Below are 16,715 nucleotides of genomic sequence, written 5' to 3'. Positions count from 1 at the left end.
GAAGCGCCGAACCGCGGCTTGGCGAGCGACCCAATAGCGGCATTCATATTTTTCGGCCACCGGCTTTGTTCAGAGTGGCAATCAAGCACGAGCCGATGATCAACGTTGCACCGGCCAGCGTCCATCCCGAGGGGGTCTCGCCGAAGAAATAGTAGCCGAGGATGATGGCCCAGACGAAGGCGGAGTACTCCATCACGCCAAGTTGCGCAGCTTGCCCGCGGGCATACGCCCATGCGAGGCAGAAGTGACCACAAGTACCGACAAGACCGACTATCGCGGCCAAGAGCCAGTGCGTTGCGGCAACAGGCTGCCAGGTCCAGATTCCGGTTGGCGCAACAACGAAGAATGCGATGCAATTCGAAAGAAAGACGATCGTAAAGATCGAGTCGTGCGCGGTCTGCCGCCGCATCAATATCATCGAGAACGCATAGAGGATGGCGTTGGCCAAGGCGGCGGCGATCCCGATCAAATCCAACCCTCCGGCATCGCCACGCTGCTGGCCGAGCGCGATGATGACAACACCGCAGAAGCCGACAAGAGCGGCGCACAGGACGAGCCTGGATGCCGTTTCCCTCAGGATCAGGCGTCCGAGCAGCGCCATGAACAACGGTGAAAGAAAGGTAAGTGCCACCGCCTCCGCCAGGGGCAGCCGCCTTATGGCAACGAAAAAGCACAGCGCCGTACCAACGACGATCAAGGCTCTGACAGCATTGCGTCCAAGGGCAGCCAGACTGGGCACCTGGGCCGAATAGACGAGGTAAATAATCGTCGCGAACGCAGCACCAGTGCCATACCGCATGGTGGTGGCCTGCATCAGTGGGTAACTTTGCAGGATGACTTTCATCGCCGCGTCGAGCAAAGCGAAGAATGTTACGCCCAGTCCGGCCACCAGTGGCGGACCAAGCGACACTTCAGTTCTCATAAACTGAAAACTCCTGAGTTCGATTATGCATTCAGCGCACGCCCGTAGGCGTCGAGCACGCTTTCCTTCATCGTTTCCGAGATCGTCGGATGCGGGAAGATGGTGTGCATCAGCTCTTCTTCGGTCGTCTCCAGGTTCATCGCCACGACAAAACCCTGGATCAGCTCGGTGACTTCAGCGCCGACGAGGTGCGCGCCGAGCAGCTGGCCGGTCTTCTTGTCGAAGATCGTCTTGACCATGCCCTGGTCCTCGCCGAGCGCGATCGCCTTGCCGTTGGCGACGAAGGGGAAGCGGCCGACGCGGATGTCCTTGCCTTCGGCCTTGGCCCTGGCTTCGGTCAGGCCGACGGAGGCGACCTGCGGATTGCAGTAGGTGCAGCCCGGGATCTTGAGCTTGTCCATCGGGTGCACATTGGGCAGGCCGGCGATCTTCTCGACGCAGATGACCGCCTCGTGCTCGGCCTTGTGGGCCAGCATCGGCGGGCCGGCAACGTCGCCGATGGCGTAGATGCCGGGAACGTTGGTCTTGCCGTAGCCGTCGATGACGATGCAGCCGCGGTCGGTCTTCACGCCGAGCGCTTCGAGGCCGATGTTTTCGATATTGCCCTGGACACCGACGGCCGAGATCATGCGGTCGGCGGTGATCTTCTCGATCTTGCCGTCCTTCATCTCGACATGGGCGGTGACCGAATTGGCGCCCTTCTCGACATTGGTGACCTTGGCCTCGAGATGGATCTTCATGCCCTGCTTTTCGAACTGCTTCTTGGCGAAGGCTGAGATCTCGGCATCCTCGACCGGCATGACGGCAGGCATGACCTCGACCACGGTCACGTCGACGCCCATGGTGCGGTAGAACGATGCGAACTCGATGCCGATGGCGCCCGAACCCATGACAAGCAGCGACTTGGGCATTTCCGGCGGCACCATCGCCTCGAAATAGGTCCAGATCAGCTTGCCGTCGGGCTCGATGCCGGGCAGCGCGCGCGGACGGGCGCCGGTGGCGACGATGATGTGCTTGGCCGAGTAGGTGCCCTCGCCCAGCGTGTTCTTGGGCAGCGGCGCCTGCGGTTCCATCGGCTTCTTCGACGACTTGGAGACGACGATCTGGCCGGGCTTGGTGAGCTTGGCTTCGCCCCAGATGACGTCGACCTTGTTCTTCTTCATCAAGAAGCCGACGCCGCCATTCATGCGCTGGGCGATGCCGCGCGAACGCTCGACGATGGCCTTGAGGTCGGGCGAGATCGAGCCTTCGAGCTTGAGGCCGTAGTTCTTGGCGTGCTCGGCAAGGTGCAGCACTTCGGCCGAACGCAGCAGCGCCTTGGTCGGGATGCAGCCCCAGTTGGAGCAGATGCCGGCAAGGTGCTCGCGTTCGACAACCGCCGTCTTGAGGCCGAGCTGGGCCGCGCGGATCGCAGCGATATAGCCGCCCGGGCCAGAGCCGATGATGATGACGTCGTATGAGGTGGTCAAAGCCTGGTCCCTCCGAATTGCGAAATGGCTGGCCTCAAGGGACGGATACCGCTCAATCCGGCCTGGCGCCGTAAGCGACTGCCGCAGTCTGTTGGGCCGAGGGACGTTCGTCGACGCGCGCGAACCAGCCGGCAAGGCGTGCCAGCGCCGGGTCGAACGGCAAGGCCGCGCGGCGAGCGGCAAAATCGGCAAAACAGTAGAGCACGATGTCTGCAAGGCTGAAGCGGTCGCCGGCAAGGTAAGTCCGATCGCCGAGCTGGGCATCGATCCAGGCAGTATTCTCGCGCACGATTTCCGCCATATCGGCCGCGGCATGGGGAATGCAATGGACGCGATCCTTGAACACGCCGAGCCCGGGGCCATAACGGAAGGCGGCGGTCACCGGTTCGCAAAAAGCGAGATCGACCCGCCTCGCCCACATCCGCACCCGGGCGCGTTCCTCTGCGCTCTCGCCCAGAAGCTTCGGTCCCGCCGACGTCTCCTCCAGGAATTCGCAGATGGCCATCGTTTCGGCGATGACCTGGCCAGTCGACGTCTCGAGAACCGGCAGCTGGCCGGCCGGATTGATCGACATGAATGGTGGTTTGCGGTTTTCGCCGGCAACGAGGTCGACCCATTGCTCCAGAAACGAAATCCCCTTTTCGGCCGCGAACATGCGCACGACACGCGGATTTGGGCCGACCGAAATATAGAGCTTCATTCCAGGTGTGCTCACTTGCGCCAGCTCTGCGCCATCGACCACTCGATCGCGTTGCGCACCAACAGCCGATAGTTCGGATTTTCAAACGTCCTCGAGAAATGGCCTGGCTGGATGTAGGCCACGGCGCTGTTGATGCTGCGCTTGGTCCAGGCGACGACGTTGCTGCCAGGCGGCCGCTCCCAGCCACGGTTCGACCGTCGCTCGCCAGTCATTGCCAGCTTCAGCGAATAGAGATGGCGGCAGCTGAATTCGACGTCCGAGCGTGCAACGGGATCGACGCTGTCTTCGAACACCTCCATGAGGTAGGCCTCGTCATCGAGGGTGAAGGATGCAGGCAAACCCGCGAACAGAGGATGGGCAGGATCCTCCGCGCTGATCGTCATGGGGACATCGAACCGGGTGCCGCCGTCCATGACCGGCTCGCCACGCACGGAGCCGGGGAAGTGGAGCAGAATGCCGCCCAATGCCTCGGCATAGTCGGGCCAGGACGTCCACGCCGCGATAGCGTGATGCAGGGCCACGATGGGCATTCCAGCTTCCAGCAATGCGTGGAAGCCACGTTTGAATTCAGCGGACGGCTGGACCTCGTAGCCCGGGCCAGCCCACGGATTGCCACCAGGCATGTCGTAGAGCACCACCGCGTCGACATCGCTCAGGCTTTGCGGATTGAGCACGCGCTCCGCCAGCGGATGCTCGACCAGGAACGCCTCCGTCCCCTCGAAGCTTTCGAACATGGCCATAAGGCCGGTGCGGTCGTAGGTGTGGCCATTGCCGACCACCAGAATGCGCGGCCTCACCTTGTAATCCAGAAATCCCATGAGTTCCTCCCTGCAAAGATCCGGGGTAGAGCTCCCGGACTTGATGTCAGTCGCGGTACTCGATCGCGAAACTGACCTCGGGATCACGATGGGCGTCCCAGTAGCCCTTCCACAGCGCCTGGCTGATCGGCCCCACCTTGCCATCGCCCACCGGCTGGCCGTCGAGGGTGGTGATTGGCATGACGCCGCCGGCCGTCGTTACAAAGAGGAGTTCATCGCATTCATAGGCCAGCTCCACCGGCACGTCGTCGACCGCATAGGGGTAGCCAAGCTTGTCGGCGACAGCGAGCACGGACTTTCGCGTGACGCCCTCAAGCACGCCTTTCTTGGGCGTATAGAGCTTGCCGTCCTTGATCAGGATGATGTTGAATCCCGAGCCCTCGGTCAGGTTCGCGTCACCGTCGGTCAGGATCGGGTACATCGCGCCGCGGTCGCGCGCTTCCAGCAGGCCACGCGTGAAATCGCCCCACTGCAGGTTCTTCACCGTCGGGTCGATGGCACCTGGCGGCACGCGGCGAACGGTGCGGGCGATGACGGCACTGCCACCTGTCTTCTGCGTTTCCTCGTTCATGACCCACATGTAGGGCATGACCATCAGGTAGCAGAAATTCTCGCATTCCTCCGGCGCATACTGGCGAATGAAGCGCAGGCCACGGGTCACGATCAGCATCACATAGGCATCGCGGATGCCGCTTTTCGCGGTCATCTCGACCAGGCGGTCGCGGATTTCCTGGCGCGACAGCGGGCTCTTCAGCCGCAGGCGCTCGCAGCTGCGCTCGAAGCGGTCGAGGTGGTCGTCCAGGCGGAAGAAACGCCCATCCCAGACGGCCGGCACGTCATAGGTCAGGTCCGAGTGCAGGAAGCCCTGGTCGAGGATCGGAATGCGCGCTTCTTTCAGGGGCACATACTCTCCTTCGACATAGGCAATGCCTTGGGCGAAGGGGTTGTTGCTCGCCTCGAGCGCGTTAACGCGCTTCTTGTAGTCGACGAAGATATGGTCGGTGTAGGACATGGGCGAAGCCTCGGTCACGCTGGTTTCGGTGTGCTGCTTGACGTGAGCCGCGCCGCAGAATGCTCCGGCGCGGCTTGTGGCTTTTCACTCGGGCTGAAGTCCGAGTTCCACGACTTGCTTCATGGCTGCATCTGCGCCCTCGATCGCTCGGTCAATGTCGGCCGGTTGGTGAGCCGCGCACAGGAACATGTTGTGCTTCGGGTGCAGATAGACGCCGTGGCGGAGGGCGGCCGCGCAGAAGGCATTGGCGATCTGCAAATCCTTGTCGCCGTCAAACAGAACCATCGGCATCTGCGCCGGCCCGGTCTGGCGCAGGCTGAAGCCGTGCCGCCTGGCCACCCCATCGAGGCCTTCGCGGAAACGCTGGCCCATCGCCGCGGTGTGCACCAATGCATCGGTGTCGCGAAGGATTTGCACTGTCTTCAGGCTCGCAGCCATGGCTGCCGCGCCATACCAGAAGGACCCGGTGACGAAGACTTTCGATGCGCCTTCGCGCATGCGCTCGCTGCCGGCCACGGCGGCAAGCGGCCAGCCGTTTGCGATCGCCTTCGAGTAGGAGCCAAGGTCCGCCCTGACCCCGTATTGCGCCCAGCTTCCGCGCACATCCAGACGGAATCCCGCCCGTACGTCGTCAATGATCAATGCAGCGCCCGTCCTGTCGCAGATCGCGCGTGCATGTTTGAGAAAGCCTGGATCGGGCAGTTCCTGATCGCGGTTGACGTCATGCCGGAAGGCCGTGAGCATGATGCCGGCAAGGTCGTCGCCTGCAGTGGCCACCGCCGCGTCGAGGCTCGCCATGTCGTTGAAATCGAAGATGACCAGATGCGCCCGGTCTTCCGCGGTCACGCCAACCAGCGAGGGCGAGCACCACGGCACCGCGCCATGATATGCGCCGCGCGCGACCAGGATCTTGCGCTTGCCGGTCGCGGCGCGCGCGATCGTCACACAGGCCGTGGTGGCGTCGGTGCCATTCTTCTGGAACATCGCCCAGTCGGCATGGTCGACGGTGTCCACCAGCAGCTCGGCGAGTTCGACCATGACCTCGGTCGGACCGTTGCTGATGTCAGCGTTCTTGAGCTGCGCCATCGCCGCAGCGTCTACTTCGGCATGATGGTAGCCGAGGACGTTGGGGCCCCAGGCGCACATGAAGTCGATGTATTCGTTTCCATCGACGTCCCAGACCCGGCACCCTTCGGACCTGGCGAAGAATTGGGGATAGCCCGGCCCGATGGCGCGGGTCGCCATATGACCCCACATGCCGTTCGGCACGACCCGCTGGGCGCGCGCCAGAAGTTCGGCGTCGCGGCTGTTCGGCAGGCTGATGTTCATGATGTCCTCCATGGAAAGGAAGGGAGGCTTGCGAGCCTCCCTTCCAGTACCGATCAGTTCGAGATTTCGGCCAGCGGCAGGTTGCAGCAGGCACTGTAGCGCATGCCCTTGACGTTCGGACCATGTGCCAGGATCAGGTTCGGGCTGACCATCGGGATGATGATCCGGTCCTTGGCCATCTGCTGGCCGGCTTCGAACCACAGCTTGTCGGCATCCGCGACTGTCGAGGCTGCAAGAGCCTGCTTGAGCAGCTTGCCGGTTTCGTTGTTGACGAGTGTCGGATCAGTGGCGGCGCCAGCGCGCTTGGCCCAGACAGAGCCCTCGGACAGCCCGAAGACGTCGACATATTGCGAGCTGCCGTAGAAGTCAGGGGCGAAGAACACCGCGGTCAGCGGAATGTGGTCGCCATTGGCGGCCTCACGCCAGTTCGCGAACGGCACCGGCGAGAGCTCGACCTTGATGCCGACCTTGGCCAGATCCTGCTGGATCTTCTGCATCATCAGCGAGAAGTCGACGCCATAGACGTTCATGTCGGGATAGATCGACTTGATGGTGAAGCCGTCGGCTGCCCCTGCCTTGGCAAGCAGTTCCTTGGCGCGGTCGGGATTGTATGCCGGAATCTCGTGACCGTCGCCGCCGGGGAAACCGAGCGGGATGGGGGTTGCAATCGGCCGGCCCGCGCCGCCGAGCGTAAAGTCGATCAACGAGGTGCGGTCGATGGCGATAGAGATCGCCTCGCGCACTTCCGGCGTCAACTTGACGGTGTTCGCCTTGGCGCCCGGCGACAGGGCGATGTAGACGTAGTTGTATGAAGGCACCTGCTCGACGGTGACGTTAGAGCCTTCCAAGGTCTTTGCGGTCTCGGGGTCGATCTGCATGGCGATGTCTGCGGCACCCGACTGCAGCATCTGCGCCTGCGCCACTGCGTCCTTGACCTGGCGGAACACGACTTCCGGCACCGCTGGCGCCTTGCGCCAGTAGTTCTCGTTGCGCTTGAGCCTGAGTTCGGCGTTCGGCTCATAGGACGCCAGCACGAACGGGCCGCTACCGGCGGAATGGGTCAGGAACCAGTTTTCCGAAGTGTCCTTGTCGACCGCCGTAACGTCGGAAAGCGCGCCTTCGGCCGAGGCGACGTCGCTGTTGATCACCGCCAGGAAGCCTGCGGCCGCCTGGTTGAGAAACTCTGAGTTGGGTGCCGACAGATGGACGACAACGGTCTGTGCGTCCGGGGTATCGATCGAAGCGATCGGGTCAGCCAGGAAAGCGCCGTTGCCCTTGATGTTCTTCAGCCGCTCGAACGACCATTTCACGTCCTTGGCTTCGACAGGCGAGCCGTCGGAGAATTTTGCAGCCGGATCCAACTTGAAGGTAAGCTGTGTCTGTTCCTTGTTGACTTCCCAGCTCTTGGCCAGGACCGGAACAACCTTGTTGTCCTTGTCGAGCGTCACGAGCTGCTCATAGACCGACGTGTTGTAGATCTGGCAGGTGTCGCACCAGGCGCGTGCCGGATCGAGCGAATTGACGTCCATATCGCGCGCGATCACCAGAGCACGCTCTTCCGCCTGCGCCGGGCCGTACAATACGGTCGCGGCAAGCGCCATCGACAGCAGGGCAATCTTGGATCTTCTCAGGCCTAGTCGTTTCACTGCTTGTACCTCCATTGTTGTCGGGCCGCGGATGCCCGTGTTCCACTATTTTTCCGCAATTCTCAGAAGAGCTTCCCTGACATCGCCAACCGACCCGAGCGCAGCACGGTTGAGGACCGCCGATACGGTCGGGGCAGCAAGCCCGCCCGCGACGCGCAGGACTTCGTGATCGAGACTGTCGAAGAAGCGTTCCTGAATCTCTGCCGCCCAGGTGGCGCCCATTGAAAGGCTGCGTGCCGTCTGCTCGGCGATGATCACGCGGCCGGTCTTGTCGATCGACGAGCCGATCAGATCCCAGTCCATGCCGTGATGGTCGATGTTGCGCAGATCGATGATCTCGGCATCGACGCCGGCTTCCTGTGCCGCCTTCGCCGCATTCTGGACCATCACCGAGGTCGCAAGCACGGTGCAGGCGGCACCAGGTTTCACAATCCGGGCAGAGCCAAAGGGGATGCAGTAGTCGCGGTCGCCCTGCGGAACCTCGAACTCGCGCTGGTAAAGCTCGGTATGCTCGATGATGGCGACCGGATCGTTGCAGGCGAGAGCCGAGTTCATCAGCCCGATGTAGTCGAAAGCGGTCGACGGCGTGACGATGCGCCAACCCGGGAACAGGCCGAACAATGCCGACGGGTCGCCCGAATGCTGCGATCCGTAGCCGGTGTGCGGGGAAACACGTATGCGCATCACCAGCGGAACTGGAAAGCCATCGCCGAACATGTGGCGCACCTTGCCGACGCCGTGAGCGATCTGGTCGGCAGCGGTGAAGCAGAAATCGCCGAACATGATCTCGACGATCGGCCGGAGCCCGTTGAGTGCAGCGCCCAGCGCCACGCCGGTGAAGCCGTTCTCGGCGATCGGCATCGGCAGCACCCGCCCCGGCCAGCGCTCCAGCGCGCCCTTGGTGAAACCGCTGACACCGCCGCGCATCTGATGGACGTCCTCGCCCATGACGATGATGGTCGGGTCGCGTTCCATCGCAGCCGCGATCGTCTCGGAAGCCGCGGTTACGAACTTCACCTTTTCCAGCTGGTGACCGTTGAGCTGGTCGTGGTCCAGCATCCGCTTGCCCCCGAGTTCGGACAGGTCTCCCAGGATTCCCCGGTCCCGGCTGCCGGCATCCGGCCACAGGCCATCGGGTATGCGCAGCGCATTTCCACCGGGCACCGGTTCGGTCAAGCGCGCTGCTGCAGCGGCGACGCGGTCCGTCACCACCTGATCGATATGGGTGAGCTCTTCTGCAGTAAGATAGCCGAGCGACGTCAGTCTCTCCTTGGCGAGCGTGACAGGGTCCCGCTCGCGCCATTCGGCCTCTTCCTCCTTGGTTCGGTAGCCGAAATCGCTGCCGCTACGACCGCCGGACTGGTGGAAATGCCGGTAGCACAGCGCCTCTACGACAACAGGGCCTCGCTCCTCGCGGATCAGCCTGCGCGCCTCGGCCATGGCGCGGTGAACGGCCACCACATCCATGCCGTCGCATTCGATGGAGGTTATGCCCAGCATCGCACCGCGCGAAGACAAGCGTGTCTCCCGCGTCACGTCGGAAATGCGGGTCGAAACGCCGTAGAGATTGTTCTCGATGAAGAAGATAACGGGGAGGCTCTGGGCCGCCGCGATGTTCATTGCCTCGTAGCTTGCGCCATTCTGCGTGGCGCCGTCGCCGAAGAATGCGACCGAAACCTGGTCGCGCTCCAGCATCTTGTCGGCCAGCGCATAGCCGACCGCGTGGGGCGGGTTGCCGCCGACGATGGCCGACGTGCCGACAACGCCGGCATCGGCGAAGCGCATGTGCATGGAACCGCCGCGTCCACCGCAATAGCCGGGCGCCAGCCCCATGATTTCCGCCATGAAGCGATAGACCGCTTCGTCCATTCCCGGCGTGAACTCATCCTTGCGGATATCGAAGCCTTCCGGGACTTCGGTGTTGACCAGCTTCATCAGCACCTGGTGGTGCGCGCGATGCGTGCCGTTGATCTTGTCACCGGCACCAAGCACCGACATGGCACCGACCGCACCCGCTTCCTGGCCGATGCTGGCATGCGCCGGACCATGGATCAGGCCAGCCTTCTCCAGATCTAGCAGCTTCTCCTCGAAGCGTCGGATCAGCAGCATCTGGCCATACCAGTGGATCAGATCCTGTGCCTTCTCGTCCTTCCAGTCGGCCTCGTCGAGTTCCAGATGGAACCAGGCGGCCGACGGGGTCAGGGGTATCTGGCGGGCCATAGTTCCTCCGGTGCAGCCTTTGTCGGAGGGGCAGTGCCAAGATTTGCACTGCCCATCTTGTTTCTGGAAATAAATTCCGATTTCTGTTGAACGGCACACTAAGCTGTGCCAGCCTTTGGACGCAACAAAAATTTTCGGGTTCGATAAGGGATAGTTCGATGATCAGGGACGCCAGCCTGTTGGAAGCGCTGACGCACACTGTGCAGCGTTTCGTGCGCGAGCGATTGGTGCCGGCAGAAGCGCGGGTCGAAGAAGAAAACGCTATTCCTGCCGAACTCATCGACGAGATGCGCGAACTCGGCCTGTTCGGCCTGTCCATACCGGAAGAGTTCGGCGGGCTCGGCCTGACGATGGAGGAGGAGGTGACCGTGGCGTTCGAGCTCGGCTACACCTCGCCAGCCTTCCGATCGGTGATCGGCACGAACAACGGCATTGGCTCGCAAGGCATCATCGTCGACGGCACGGAGGCCCAGAAAGCATACTGGCTACCGCGCATGGCGACCGGCGAGGTCATCGGTTCCTTCGCATTGACAGAGCCTGACGTCGGTTCGGATGCCGGGTCGGTCAGGACATTGGCCGTCCGCGATGGTGACCACTACGTCCTGAACGGCACTAAGCGCTTCATCACCAATGCTCCCGTCGCCGACGTGTTCACCGTCATGGCACGAACAGGTGGATCGGGACCCAGCGGGGTCTCGGCGTTCCTTGTGCCAAGTAATTCGACGGGAATCAGCCTCGGAGCCATCGACAAGAAGATGGGACAGCGCGGCACGCGCACCTGCGATGTCATTTTCGAGAATTGCCGCGTACCGGCCGACGCCGTCATCGGTGGTGTTGAAGGCCAGGGTTTCAAGACGGCGATGAAGGTTCTCAATCGCGGTCGGCTGCACATCGCCGCGGTCTGCACCGGTGCGGCGCAACGACTCTGCGACGAATCCGTCTCCTTCGCCCGAAACCGCGTGCAATTCGGCAAACCGATCGCCGAGCATCAGCTCATTCAGGCAATGCTTGCCGACAGCGCAACGGAAACCTTCGCAGCCCACTCGATGGTGCTGGAGGCCGCTCGCCGATTCGATACCGGCGAGCGTATCATCCAGCAGGCCGCCAGCGCCAAGCTGTTCTGCTCCGAAATGGTTGGACGCGTTGCCGATCGCGCTGTGCAGATTCATGGCGGCGCCGGATACATGCAGGAATATCCGGTGGAGCACTTCTATCGCGATGTGCGCCTGTTCAGGCTCTACGAAGGCACCTCGCAGATCCAGCAGATCATCATTGCGCGCGAAATGATGAACGCCTGAGGCACCCCATGAGCCGGTTTCTCGGCATTGTCGCGGACGACTTTACGGGTGCGCTCATGGTGGCGGGCTACATCGAAGGTGCTGGGATCTATTGTCCCGTCGTCTTCGATGCGGCCGCCGTCACGTCCGATGCGCCAGTGATCGTCGCCGGCACGCGGACCCGTACCATCCCACGCCCGGACGCCTTGTCCGATCTGGCCCGCATGGCCGACGCCTTCGTCGAAGCCGGCTATGCACGGCTCGCCTATAAGGCCTGCGCATCGTTCGATTCGACCGAAGACGGCAACATCGGACCGGCCGCTGACTACCTCGCGGACCGGCTAGGGTTGCGCCCCGTTCTGATGAGCGCGGGCTTTCCCCGCTACGGCACGACGGTGCATCAGGGCTATCTCTTTTATCGTGGCCGCCTCGTGTCGGAATCGATCAAGCGTTTCGATCCGCTGACTCCGATGCCTGACGCGGATCTCGTGCGGTTCCTGTCGCTGCAGACGCAACATCCGGTCGCACTCGTCAACCACGCCACCCTGCTCAAGGGCGCCGATGTTGTGAGAGAGGCAGTCAATGCCTTTGCGGCGGACAGCGTTGGCCACGTGTTTTTCGACATGACAGACGATGGCGACGTCGACGCCGCTGCCGAACTGGCGTGCTCTCGGCCTAGTGTGGTGGTGGCAAGCGATCCGCTGATCATCGCCTATGCCTGCCGGCTCGCAGCGCCCGCACGTGCGAGACCCGTGCCAGCGCCGCGCCACGCCGAAGGCCCGGCGGCAGTGATAGCCGGCACTGTCGGCCCGGTTATCCTCCGGCAGCTGGATGTGTTTGGCGAGGCCCATCCGGTCCTGACCGTGGACCTTCTCGATCCGCGCGGGCAACAGGCAACGATCGCAGCCGCGCTGGATTGGGCAACACCTCTCGTCGGCGCCAAGCCTTTCGCCATCTCAACGGCGACGGATACGGAAGGCGTGGAACGCGCTCAGCGGGCGCTTGGCGCGCTCGGCGCGGCGCGGCGGGCCGAACACCTGCTTGGCGCAATCTCGCAAGGGCTGCACGACCGGGGCGTCAACCGCTTCATCGTCGCCGGCGGTGAAACCTCAGGCGCGGTCGTCTCGGCCCTGGGCATCGGTTCCGTCCGCGCATTTCCCGAAGGGCCAATCGGCACGGGCTTCTGCGTGGCGGAAGGCCCGCGACCGATCTCGCTCTATCTGAAACCAGGCAAGCTTGGCGGTGAAGACATTCTCCCGAGAGCCCTGGAGCTCATGAAAGCCTAGTCGAAGGAAGCAAACAAATGCAGGCTCCATCTGATCCGCGTGTCGCGCTGGTCGAAGCCACGTTGAAAACCGTCGAGTTGGAGCTCAACAGCGGCACGGCCGGCAATCTGAGCCTCCGCCATGGCGAGGGAATGCTGATCACCCCCACCGGCATCCCGCCCCGGGAGCTCGGCCCGGAGCAGATCGTGGAAATGGACCTCGAGGGAAACTGGGAGGGCCGCTGGAAACCCTCTTCCGAATGGGCGATCCATTCCCGGCTTTATCAGACGACGCCGGCCGGCGCCGTCGTTCATGCCCATCCCGACAATTGCGTGGCCCTGGCAGCACTCAGGCGGCCCATGCCGCCCTTTCACTACATGATCGCGGGCTTCGGCGGAAACGTCATCCCATGCGCGCCTTATGCCTGCTTCGGCACACCGGCGCTTGCCGAGACAGTCGTCGCAGCCATGGGCACGACCTACGCCGCCTGTCTCATGTCGAACCACGGCATCGTGACGACGGGTCGCGATCTTGCTTCGGCGCTCGCGCGGGCTGAAAAGCTCGAGATGCTGGCGCGCCAGTACCTTCTTGCCTGCTCGGCAGGCGAACCGGTGCTGCTGTCAGAGGAAGAGCTGACCGAGGTGCACAGCCGCTACGGCACCTACGGCCAGCAATAGGCCTCAGGCGCTGCGCCAGACTTCGCTGAGGATACGCAGCGCCAGCTCCGGCTTTTCCAGATGGGGCATGTGCCCGCAGCGATCGAAGGCGTGCAGGGCCACGTTGTCGGGCAATCCGCGTGTCGATCCAAAGGGCAGCACGCGGTCCTGGCGCCCGAAGACGATACGGACGATCTGCGACAGCTTGGCGATGTCAGATGCTACCGAGAAGCTCTGCGTCCCATCGGGGAAGAAGCGGTTGGCAAAACCCGTCATGGCCGTCGTCAGACCCCCATCCTTGCGCTGCTGAACGACCGAACGCACGAAGGCGTCTGAAATCGTCGCCGGGTCGTGAACCAACGTTTCCAGCCACGGCCGCAGGCTTTCGGTGCTGCGCGCTCTCAGGATGCCTTCGGTGAACGGGGCATTGATCTCCGGCCCGAGACCGGCGGGAGCGAAAAGGCAAAGGCCGCGTATATCGACCTGGGCCCGCCGAGCGACGCGTGCCGCAAGCGCTGCGCCAAAAGAATGGCCTGCAAGAACCATCGGTCCGATCTTTTCGGCGGCAAGCGTCGCCTCGACCAACTCGGCCATTTCATCCAGATCATCCGGAACGCTGCGCGGAGACTGCCCATGGGCGGGCAAGTCGAGTGCAAGAGCCGGGAACTCGCTGCGCCCGCCCGCAAAGATGCCACGCCAGTTGTTCAGGTCGCCGCTGAAGCCGTGCAACATCACAACCGGCAGCCCTGCGCCCTGACGCAGCCAAACCGCATTGAGAAGCTGGCCACCTCCACGCCCAGGAAGTGAAGGCCGCGTATCCGCATCGCCGGAAGCCGCTGGCGCTGCCGTCGCGACACCTGCAAGTCCGGCCAGAACATCCTTCTTCTGTACCCGCCCATGCGGCCCCGTGCCCTTCAGCCCCTCGAGGTGAATGCCATGCTCCTGCGCAAGGCGGCGAGCGAGCGGTGTCGGGTTGGGACCACGACGCGACGTGGAACGGGCCGGCGCCGCGGCATGCTGTGCGGCGGCGGCCGGCCCGGCGGCCTCCGGTTCCAGTGTCCTGGCCGGAGCCGCAGGCATATCGGCGCCGACCTCGTCCAACGCGAAGATGCGTGCGACTTCGGCGCCTACGTCGACCTCGGTGTCGCCTGCCAAAAGGTTGCGGATGATCCCTGCGCCCGGAGATTCCACCTCCACGGCGGCCTTGTCGTTGTCGATCTCGAAGAGAACCTGTCCTGCGGCAACCGTGTCACCTTCCTTGACGTGCCAGCGTGAAATGCTGCCGCTTGCCATTTCGAGGCTAACCTTGGGGAAGATGACATTGACTGGCATGACAGATCCTTTGGAGCGAAGCCTATTCCGCCGAGGTGTTCCAGGCGGGAGTAGAGACTGGGAAGGGCAAAAGGTCCGGTTGTCCGGCCAGGCTGGCGCGCAGGCGTTGTGTCAGGCGCACCAGCTCGGGGCCAACCGTGTTGCGGGACAGGTCCTTCGGCAGAAGGTCGACGATGCCGCCGCATGTCAGTGCGACCAATGGCGACCCGTCCGTTGGCCGGAAAGCGACGCCGACGGCATTGATGTAGCTGTGCCACGTGCCGAAAACGCTGACGAAGCCGTCCCGCCGGTAGTCCTCGAGCGACTTGTCGATGAGCGCCACCAGCGCGTCCTTGTCCTTTTCGGCCTTCAGCAGCTGCTCCACCACGGAGGCGCGAATGTCCGGATGCATCTCGGCCAGATATGCCAGGCCCATGGCTGTCCGGCAGATCGGAACCCTGGAGCCGATGTTCAGCCGCAGCGTCACCGGCGACATCGACCTGCAATTGGCCAGGTAAACCATCTCCAGCCCGTCGCGCGTGCCTAGCGCCACGGCCGCACCGGTTTTGTCGGCCAGTTCCTGCATAAGCGGCCTGGCCAGATGGATCACCGGATTGGAGCTCAAGGCAGAATAACCGAGCGATATGGTCGCCGGACCAATGCTGTAGCGGCCGAGCGTATCGTCATAGTTGAGATAACCAAGGTTCACGAGCGTGGCCGTCAGGCGCGAGACTGTCGCCTTAGGCAGTCCCGTCCGTTCGAGCAGGTCCTGGTTTCCGAGAGTGCCGTCGTCGGCCGTGAAGGCACGCAGGATCTCAAGCCCGCGCGTCAACGATGCCGCGGGGTTGCTACCTTCGGCAACATCTGCCCCGTCGACCGGTTTTGTCCGCTTACGCATTTTCGACCTCTCCCCAGTGCCGCCGCCATACCAGAGAATCTCGACCGCTCGTTCGGCCACTATTGGAATTTAATTTCATTTATGTTGACGCGCGCTCCGGCTGTTGTCAATATTGTCGTCATACCCGTCGCCCGCATCCGACCGGCGCACGGGGAATCCCGGCAAAAGGATCAGTTCCTTGATACGTTACATACTGCGCCGCCTCATCACTATGCCGTTCTTGGTGCTGGGCATCATCACGCTTGCCTTTCTGCTGACGACCGTGACCAAGGGCGATCCGCTGGCTGCCATCGTCTCTGACAGGCAGATGAATGACCCGGAGGCCGTCGCCGCCGCCAAGGCTCGCTGGGGCCTCGATCGGAGCTTGCCGGAACGATACCTGATCTATGTCCAGAACCTCGTCACCGGCGATATGGGCACGTCGTTCATCACCCGCCGTCCGGTCGCACAGGACGTCATGTTCCGGCTTCCCGCCACGATGGAACTGGTGATCGCCGCCATGATCGTGGGCTCGACGATCGGCATATCGCTCGGCATGCTGGCCGCCTACTACCGAAACACGCCTATCGATCATCTGGCGCGCTTCTTCGCGCTCTTCGGATCCTCGATACCCGTGTTCTGGCTCGGGTTGGCGCTTCTCTACGTATTCTCCGTCAAGTGGGGCATCCTGCCGGGTCCCGGCCGGCTTGATCCGCGCGCCGCACTGCCGCCCCGGGTCACCGGCTTCATGACCATCGACACGTTGCTGGCCGGAAACGTCAAGCTCTTCGCCGATGCCCTGTGGCACCTGATCCTGCCGGCATTCGTGCTTGGCTGGGCTGTGGCGGGCACTATCTCGCGCCTCGTGCGCGCCAATATGCTCGAAGTCCTAGATCGCGAATTCATCCTCACCGCCCGCTCCAAAGGGGCTGGCGAACTGCGCGTCGTCATCCGCCACGCGCTCCGCAACACGCTCGTGCCCACCCTCACCGTCATCGGCTACTCCTTCGCCTACCTGCTGACCGGCGCGGTGCTGACCGAGACCATCTTCTCTTGGCCGGGCATGGGATCCTACGCGGTGGATGCAGCGAGGGGCCTCGACTTCCCTGCCATCATCGGCGTGACCATCGTCGGCGGCGTCGTCTTCCTGGTGACCAACCTCATCACCGACGTCGCCTACGTCATCGCCAACCCACGCGTCCGTCTGGGATAA

At 63.1% G+C, this 16,715-nt stretch carries 14 protein-coding genes; 4 read left to right on the top strand and 10 right to left on the bottom strand.

The features are described from left to right. Positions 1 to 43: 43 nt before the first annotated feature. From B015_RS0101200 to B015_RS0101165, 8 genes are all read right to left on the bottom strand, one after another. Positions 44 to 922, bottom strand: coding sequence for a DMT family transporter (locus B015_RS0101200; protein ID WP_018425820.1), 879 nt, complete (start codon positions 920 to 922; stop codon positions 44 to 46). A gap of 23 nt (positions 923 to 945) precedes the next feature. Continuing rightward, positions 946 to 2,391 (bottom strand): dihydrolipoyl dehydrogenase, encoded by a 1,446-nt coding sequence (gene lpdA / locus B015_RS0101195; protein ID WP_018425819.1) that lies wholly within the window; start codon positions 2,389 to 2,391, stop codon positions 946 to 948. Between the two features lie 52 nt (positions 2,392 to 2,443). Further along, positions 2,444 to 3,091: a glutathione S-transferase family protein gene (locus tag B015_RS0101190; RefSeq protein WP_018425818.1), complete on the bottom strand. Its 648-nt coding sequence runs from the start codon at positions 3,089 to 3,091 to the stop codon at positions 2,444 to 2,446. Between the two features lie 11 nt (positions 3,092 to 3,102). After that, positions 3,103 to 3,909: a ThuA domain-containing protein gene (locus tag B015_RS0101185; protein ID WP_018425817.1), complete on the bottom strand. Its 807-nt coding sequence runs from the start codon at positions 3,907 to 3,909 to the stop codon at positions 3,103 to 3,105. Positions 3,910 to 3,955: 46 nt separating this feature from the next. Then, positions 3,956 to 4,939, bottom strand: a complete 984-nt coding sequence (locus B015_RS0101180; RefSeq protein ID WP_157632663.1) for an aminotransferase class IV — start codon at positions 4,937 to 4,939, stop codon at positions 3,956 to 3,958. Between the two features lie 66 nt (positions 4,940 to 5,005). After that, positions 5,006 to 6,250 (bottom strand): aminotransferase class III-fold pyridoxal phosphate-dependent enzyme, encoded by a 1,245-nt coding sequence (locus B015_RS0101175; RefSeq protein WP_040456421.1) that lies wholly within the window; start codon positions 6,248 to 6,250, stop codon positions 5,006 to 5,008. Positions 6,251 to 6,303: 53 nt separating this feature from the next. After that, positions 6,304 to 7,851, bottom strand: a complete 1,548-nt coding sequence (locus tag B015_RS0101170; RefSeq protein WP_018425814.1) for an ABC transporter substrate-binding protein — start codon at positions 7,849 to 7,851, stop codon at positions 6,304 to 6,306. Between the two features lie 90 nt (positions 7,852 to 7,941). Beyond that, positions 7,942 to 10,116 carry an alpha-ketoacid dehydrogenase subunit alpha/beta gene (locus B015_RS0101165; RefSeq protein WP_018425813.1) on the bottom strand — a complete coding sequence of 725 codons (2,175 nt, stop codon included), beginning with the start codon at positions 10,114 to 10,116 and terminating at the stop codon, positions 7,942 to 7,944. Positions 10,117 to 10,274: 158 nt separating this feature from the next. Between B015_RS0101165 and B015_RS0101160 the strand changes: the two genes are divergently transcribed. Genes B015_RS0101160 through B015_RS0101150 form a run of 3 tightly spaced genes read left to right on the top strand, consistent with a single transcriptional unit; the run spans position 10,275 to position 13,335 of the window. Next, positions 10,275 to 11,414 carry an acyl-CoA dehydrogenase family protein gene (locus B015_RS0101160; RefSeq protein WP_018425812.1) on the top strand — a complete coding sequence of 380 codons (1,140 nt, stop codon included), beginning with the start codon at positions 10,275 to 10,277 and terminating at the stop codon, positions 11,412 to 11,414. A gap of 8 nt (positions 11,415 to 11,422) precedes the next feature. Further along, positions 11,423 to 12,679, top strand: coding sequence for a four-carbon acid sugar kinase family protein (locus tag B015_RS0101155; RefSeq protein ID WP_018425811.1), 1,257 nt, complete (start codon positions 11,423 to 11,425; stop codon positions 12,677 to 12,679). A 17-nt stretch (positions 12,680 to 12,696) separates the two neighbouring features. Then, a complete protein-coding gene (locus tag B015_RS0101150) occupies positions 12,697 to 13,335 on the top strand; it encodes a class II aldolase/adducin family protein (protein ID WP_018425810.1) in 639 nt (212 codons plus the stop codon). Positions 13,336 to 13,338: 3 nt separating this feature from the next. On the opposite strand, the gene B015_RS0101145 is transcribed toward B015_RS0101150, so the two are convergent. Further along, the gene (locus tag B015_RS0101145; protein WP_018425809.1) at positions 13,339 to 14,646 is read right to left on the bottom strand and encodes an acetoin dehydrogenase dihydrolipoyllysine-residue acetyltransferase subunit; all 1,308 of its coding nucleotides are present in this window, start codon (positions 14,644 to 14,646) and stop codon (positions 13,339 to 13,341) included. 22 nt (positions 14,647 to 14,668) lie between these two features. After that, on the bottom strand, positions 14,669 to 15,523 hold the full coding sequence (locus B015_RS30195; protein WP_051091880.1) for an IclR family transcriptional regulator: 855 nt from the start codon (positions 15,521 to 15,523) through the stop codon (positions 14,669 to 14,671). Positions 15,524 to 15,701: 178 nt separating this feature from the next. Between B015_RS30195 and B015_RS0101135 the strand changes: the two genes are divergently transcribed. Further along, positions 15,702 to 16,715: an ABC transporter permease gene (locus B015_RS0101135; RefSeq protein ID WP_085941079.1), complete on the top strand. Its 1,014-nt coding sequence runs from the start codon at positions 15,702 to 15,704 to the stop codon at positions 16,713 to 16,715.

The sequence above is a fragment of the Hoeflea sp. 108 genome (assembly GCF_000372965.1).
Classification (GTDB): domain Bacteria; phylum Pseudomonadota; class Alphaproteobacteria; order Rhizobiales; family Rhizobiaceae; genus Aminobacter.
The sequence above is the reverse complement of the archived record's forward strand: the minus strand, read 5'-3'. Positions and strand labels throughout refer to the sequence as shown.

What these genes read in the sequence shown, in the direction of transcription:
- B015_RS0101200 (WP_018425820.1), bottom strand. Translation starts at nt 922, where the DNA reads ATGAGAACTGAAGTGTCGCTTGGTCCGCCACTGGTGGCCGGACTGGGC.
- B015_RS0101190 (WP_018425818.1), bottom strand. Translation starts at nt 3,091, where the DNA reads ATGAAGCTCTATATTTCGGTCGGCCCAAATCCGCGTGTCGTGCGCATG.
- B015_RS0101185 (WP_018425817.1), bottom strand. Translation starts at nt 3,909, where the DNA reads ATGGGATTTCTGGATTACAAGGTGAGGCCGCGCATTCTGGTGGTCGGC.
- B015_RS0101175 (WP_040456421.1), bottom strand. Translation starts at nt 6,250, where the DNA reads ATGAACATCAGCCTGCCGAACAGCCGCGACGCCGAACTTCTGGCGCGC.
- B015_RS0101170 (WP_018425814.1), bottom strand. Translation starts at nt 7,851, where the DNA reads ATGGCGCTTGCCGCGACCGTATTGTACGGCCCGGCGCAGGCGGAAGAG.
- B015_RS0101165 (WP_018425813.1), bottom strand. Translation starts at nt 10,116, where the DNA reads ATGGCCCGCCAGATACCCCTGACCCCGTCGGCCGCCTGGTTCCATCTG.
- B015_RS0101160 (WP_018425812.1), top strand. Translation starts at nt 10,275, where the DNA reads ATGATCAGGGACGCCAGCCTGTTGGAAGCGCTGACGCACACTGTGCAG.
- B015_RS0101155 (WP_018425811.1), top strand. Translation starts at nt 11,423, where the DNA reads ATGAGCCGGTTTCTCGGCATTGTCGCGGACGACTTTACGGGTGCGCTC.
- B015_RS0101150 (WP_018425810.1), top strand. Translation starts at nt 12,697, where the DNA reads ATGCAGGCTCCATCTGATCCGCGTGTCGCGCTGGTCGAAGCCACGTTG.
- B015_RS0101145 (WP_018425809.1), bottom strand. Translation starts at nt 14,646, where the DNA reads ATGCCAGTCAATGTCATCTTCCCCAAGGTTAGCCTCGAAATGGCAAGC.
- B015_RS30195 (WP_051091880.1), bottom strand. Translation starts at nt 15,523, where the DNA reads ATGCGTAAGCGGACAAAACCGGTCGACGGGGCAGATGTTGCCGAAGGT.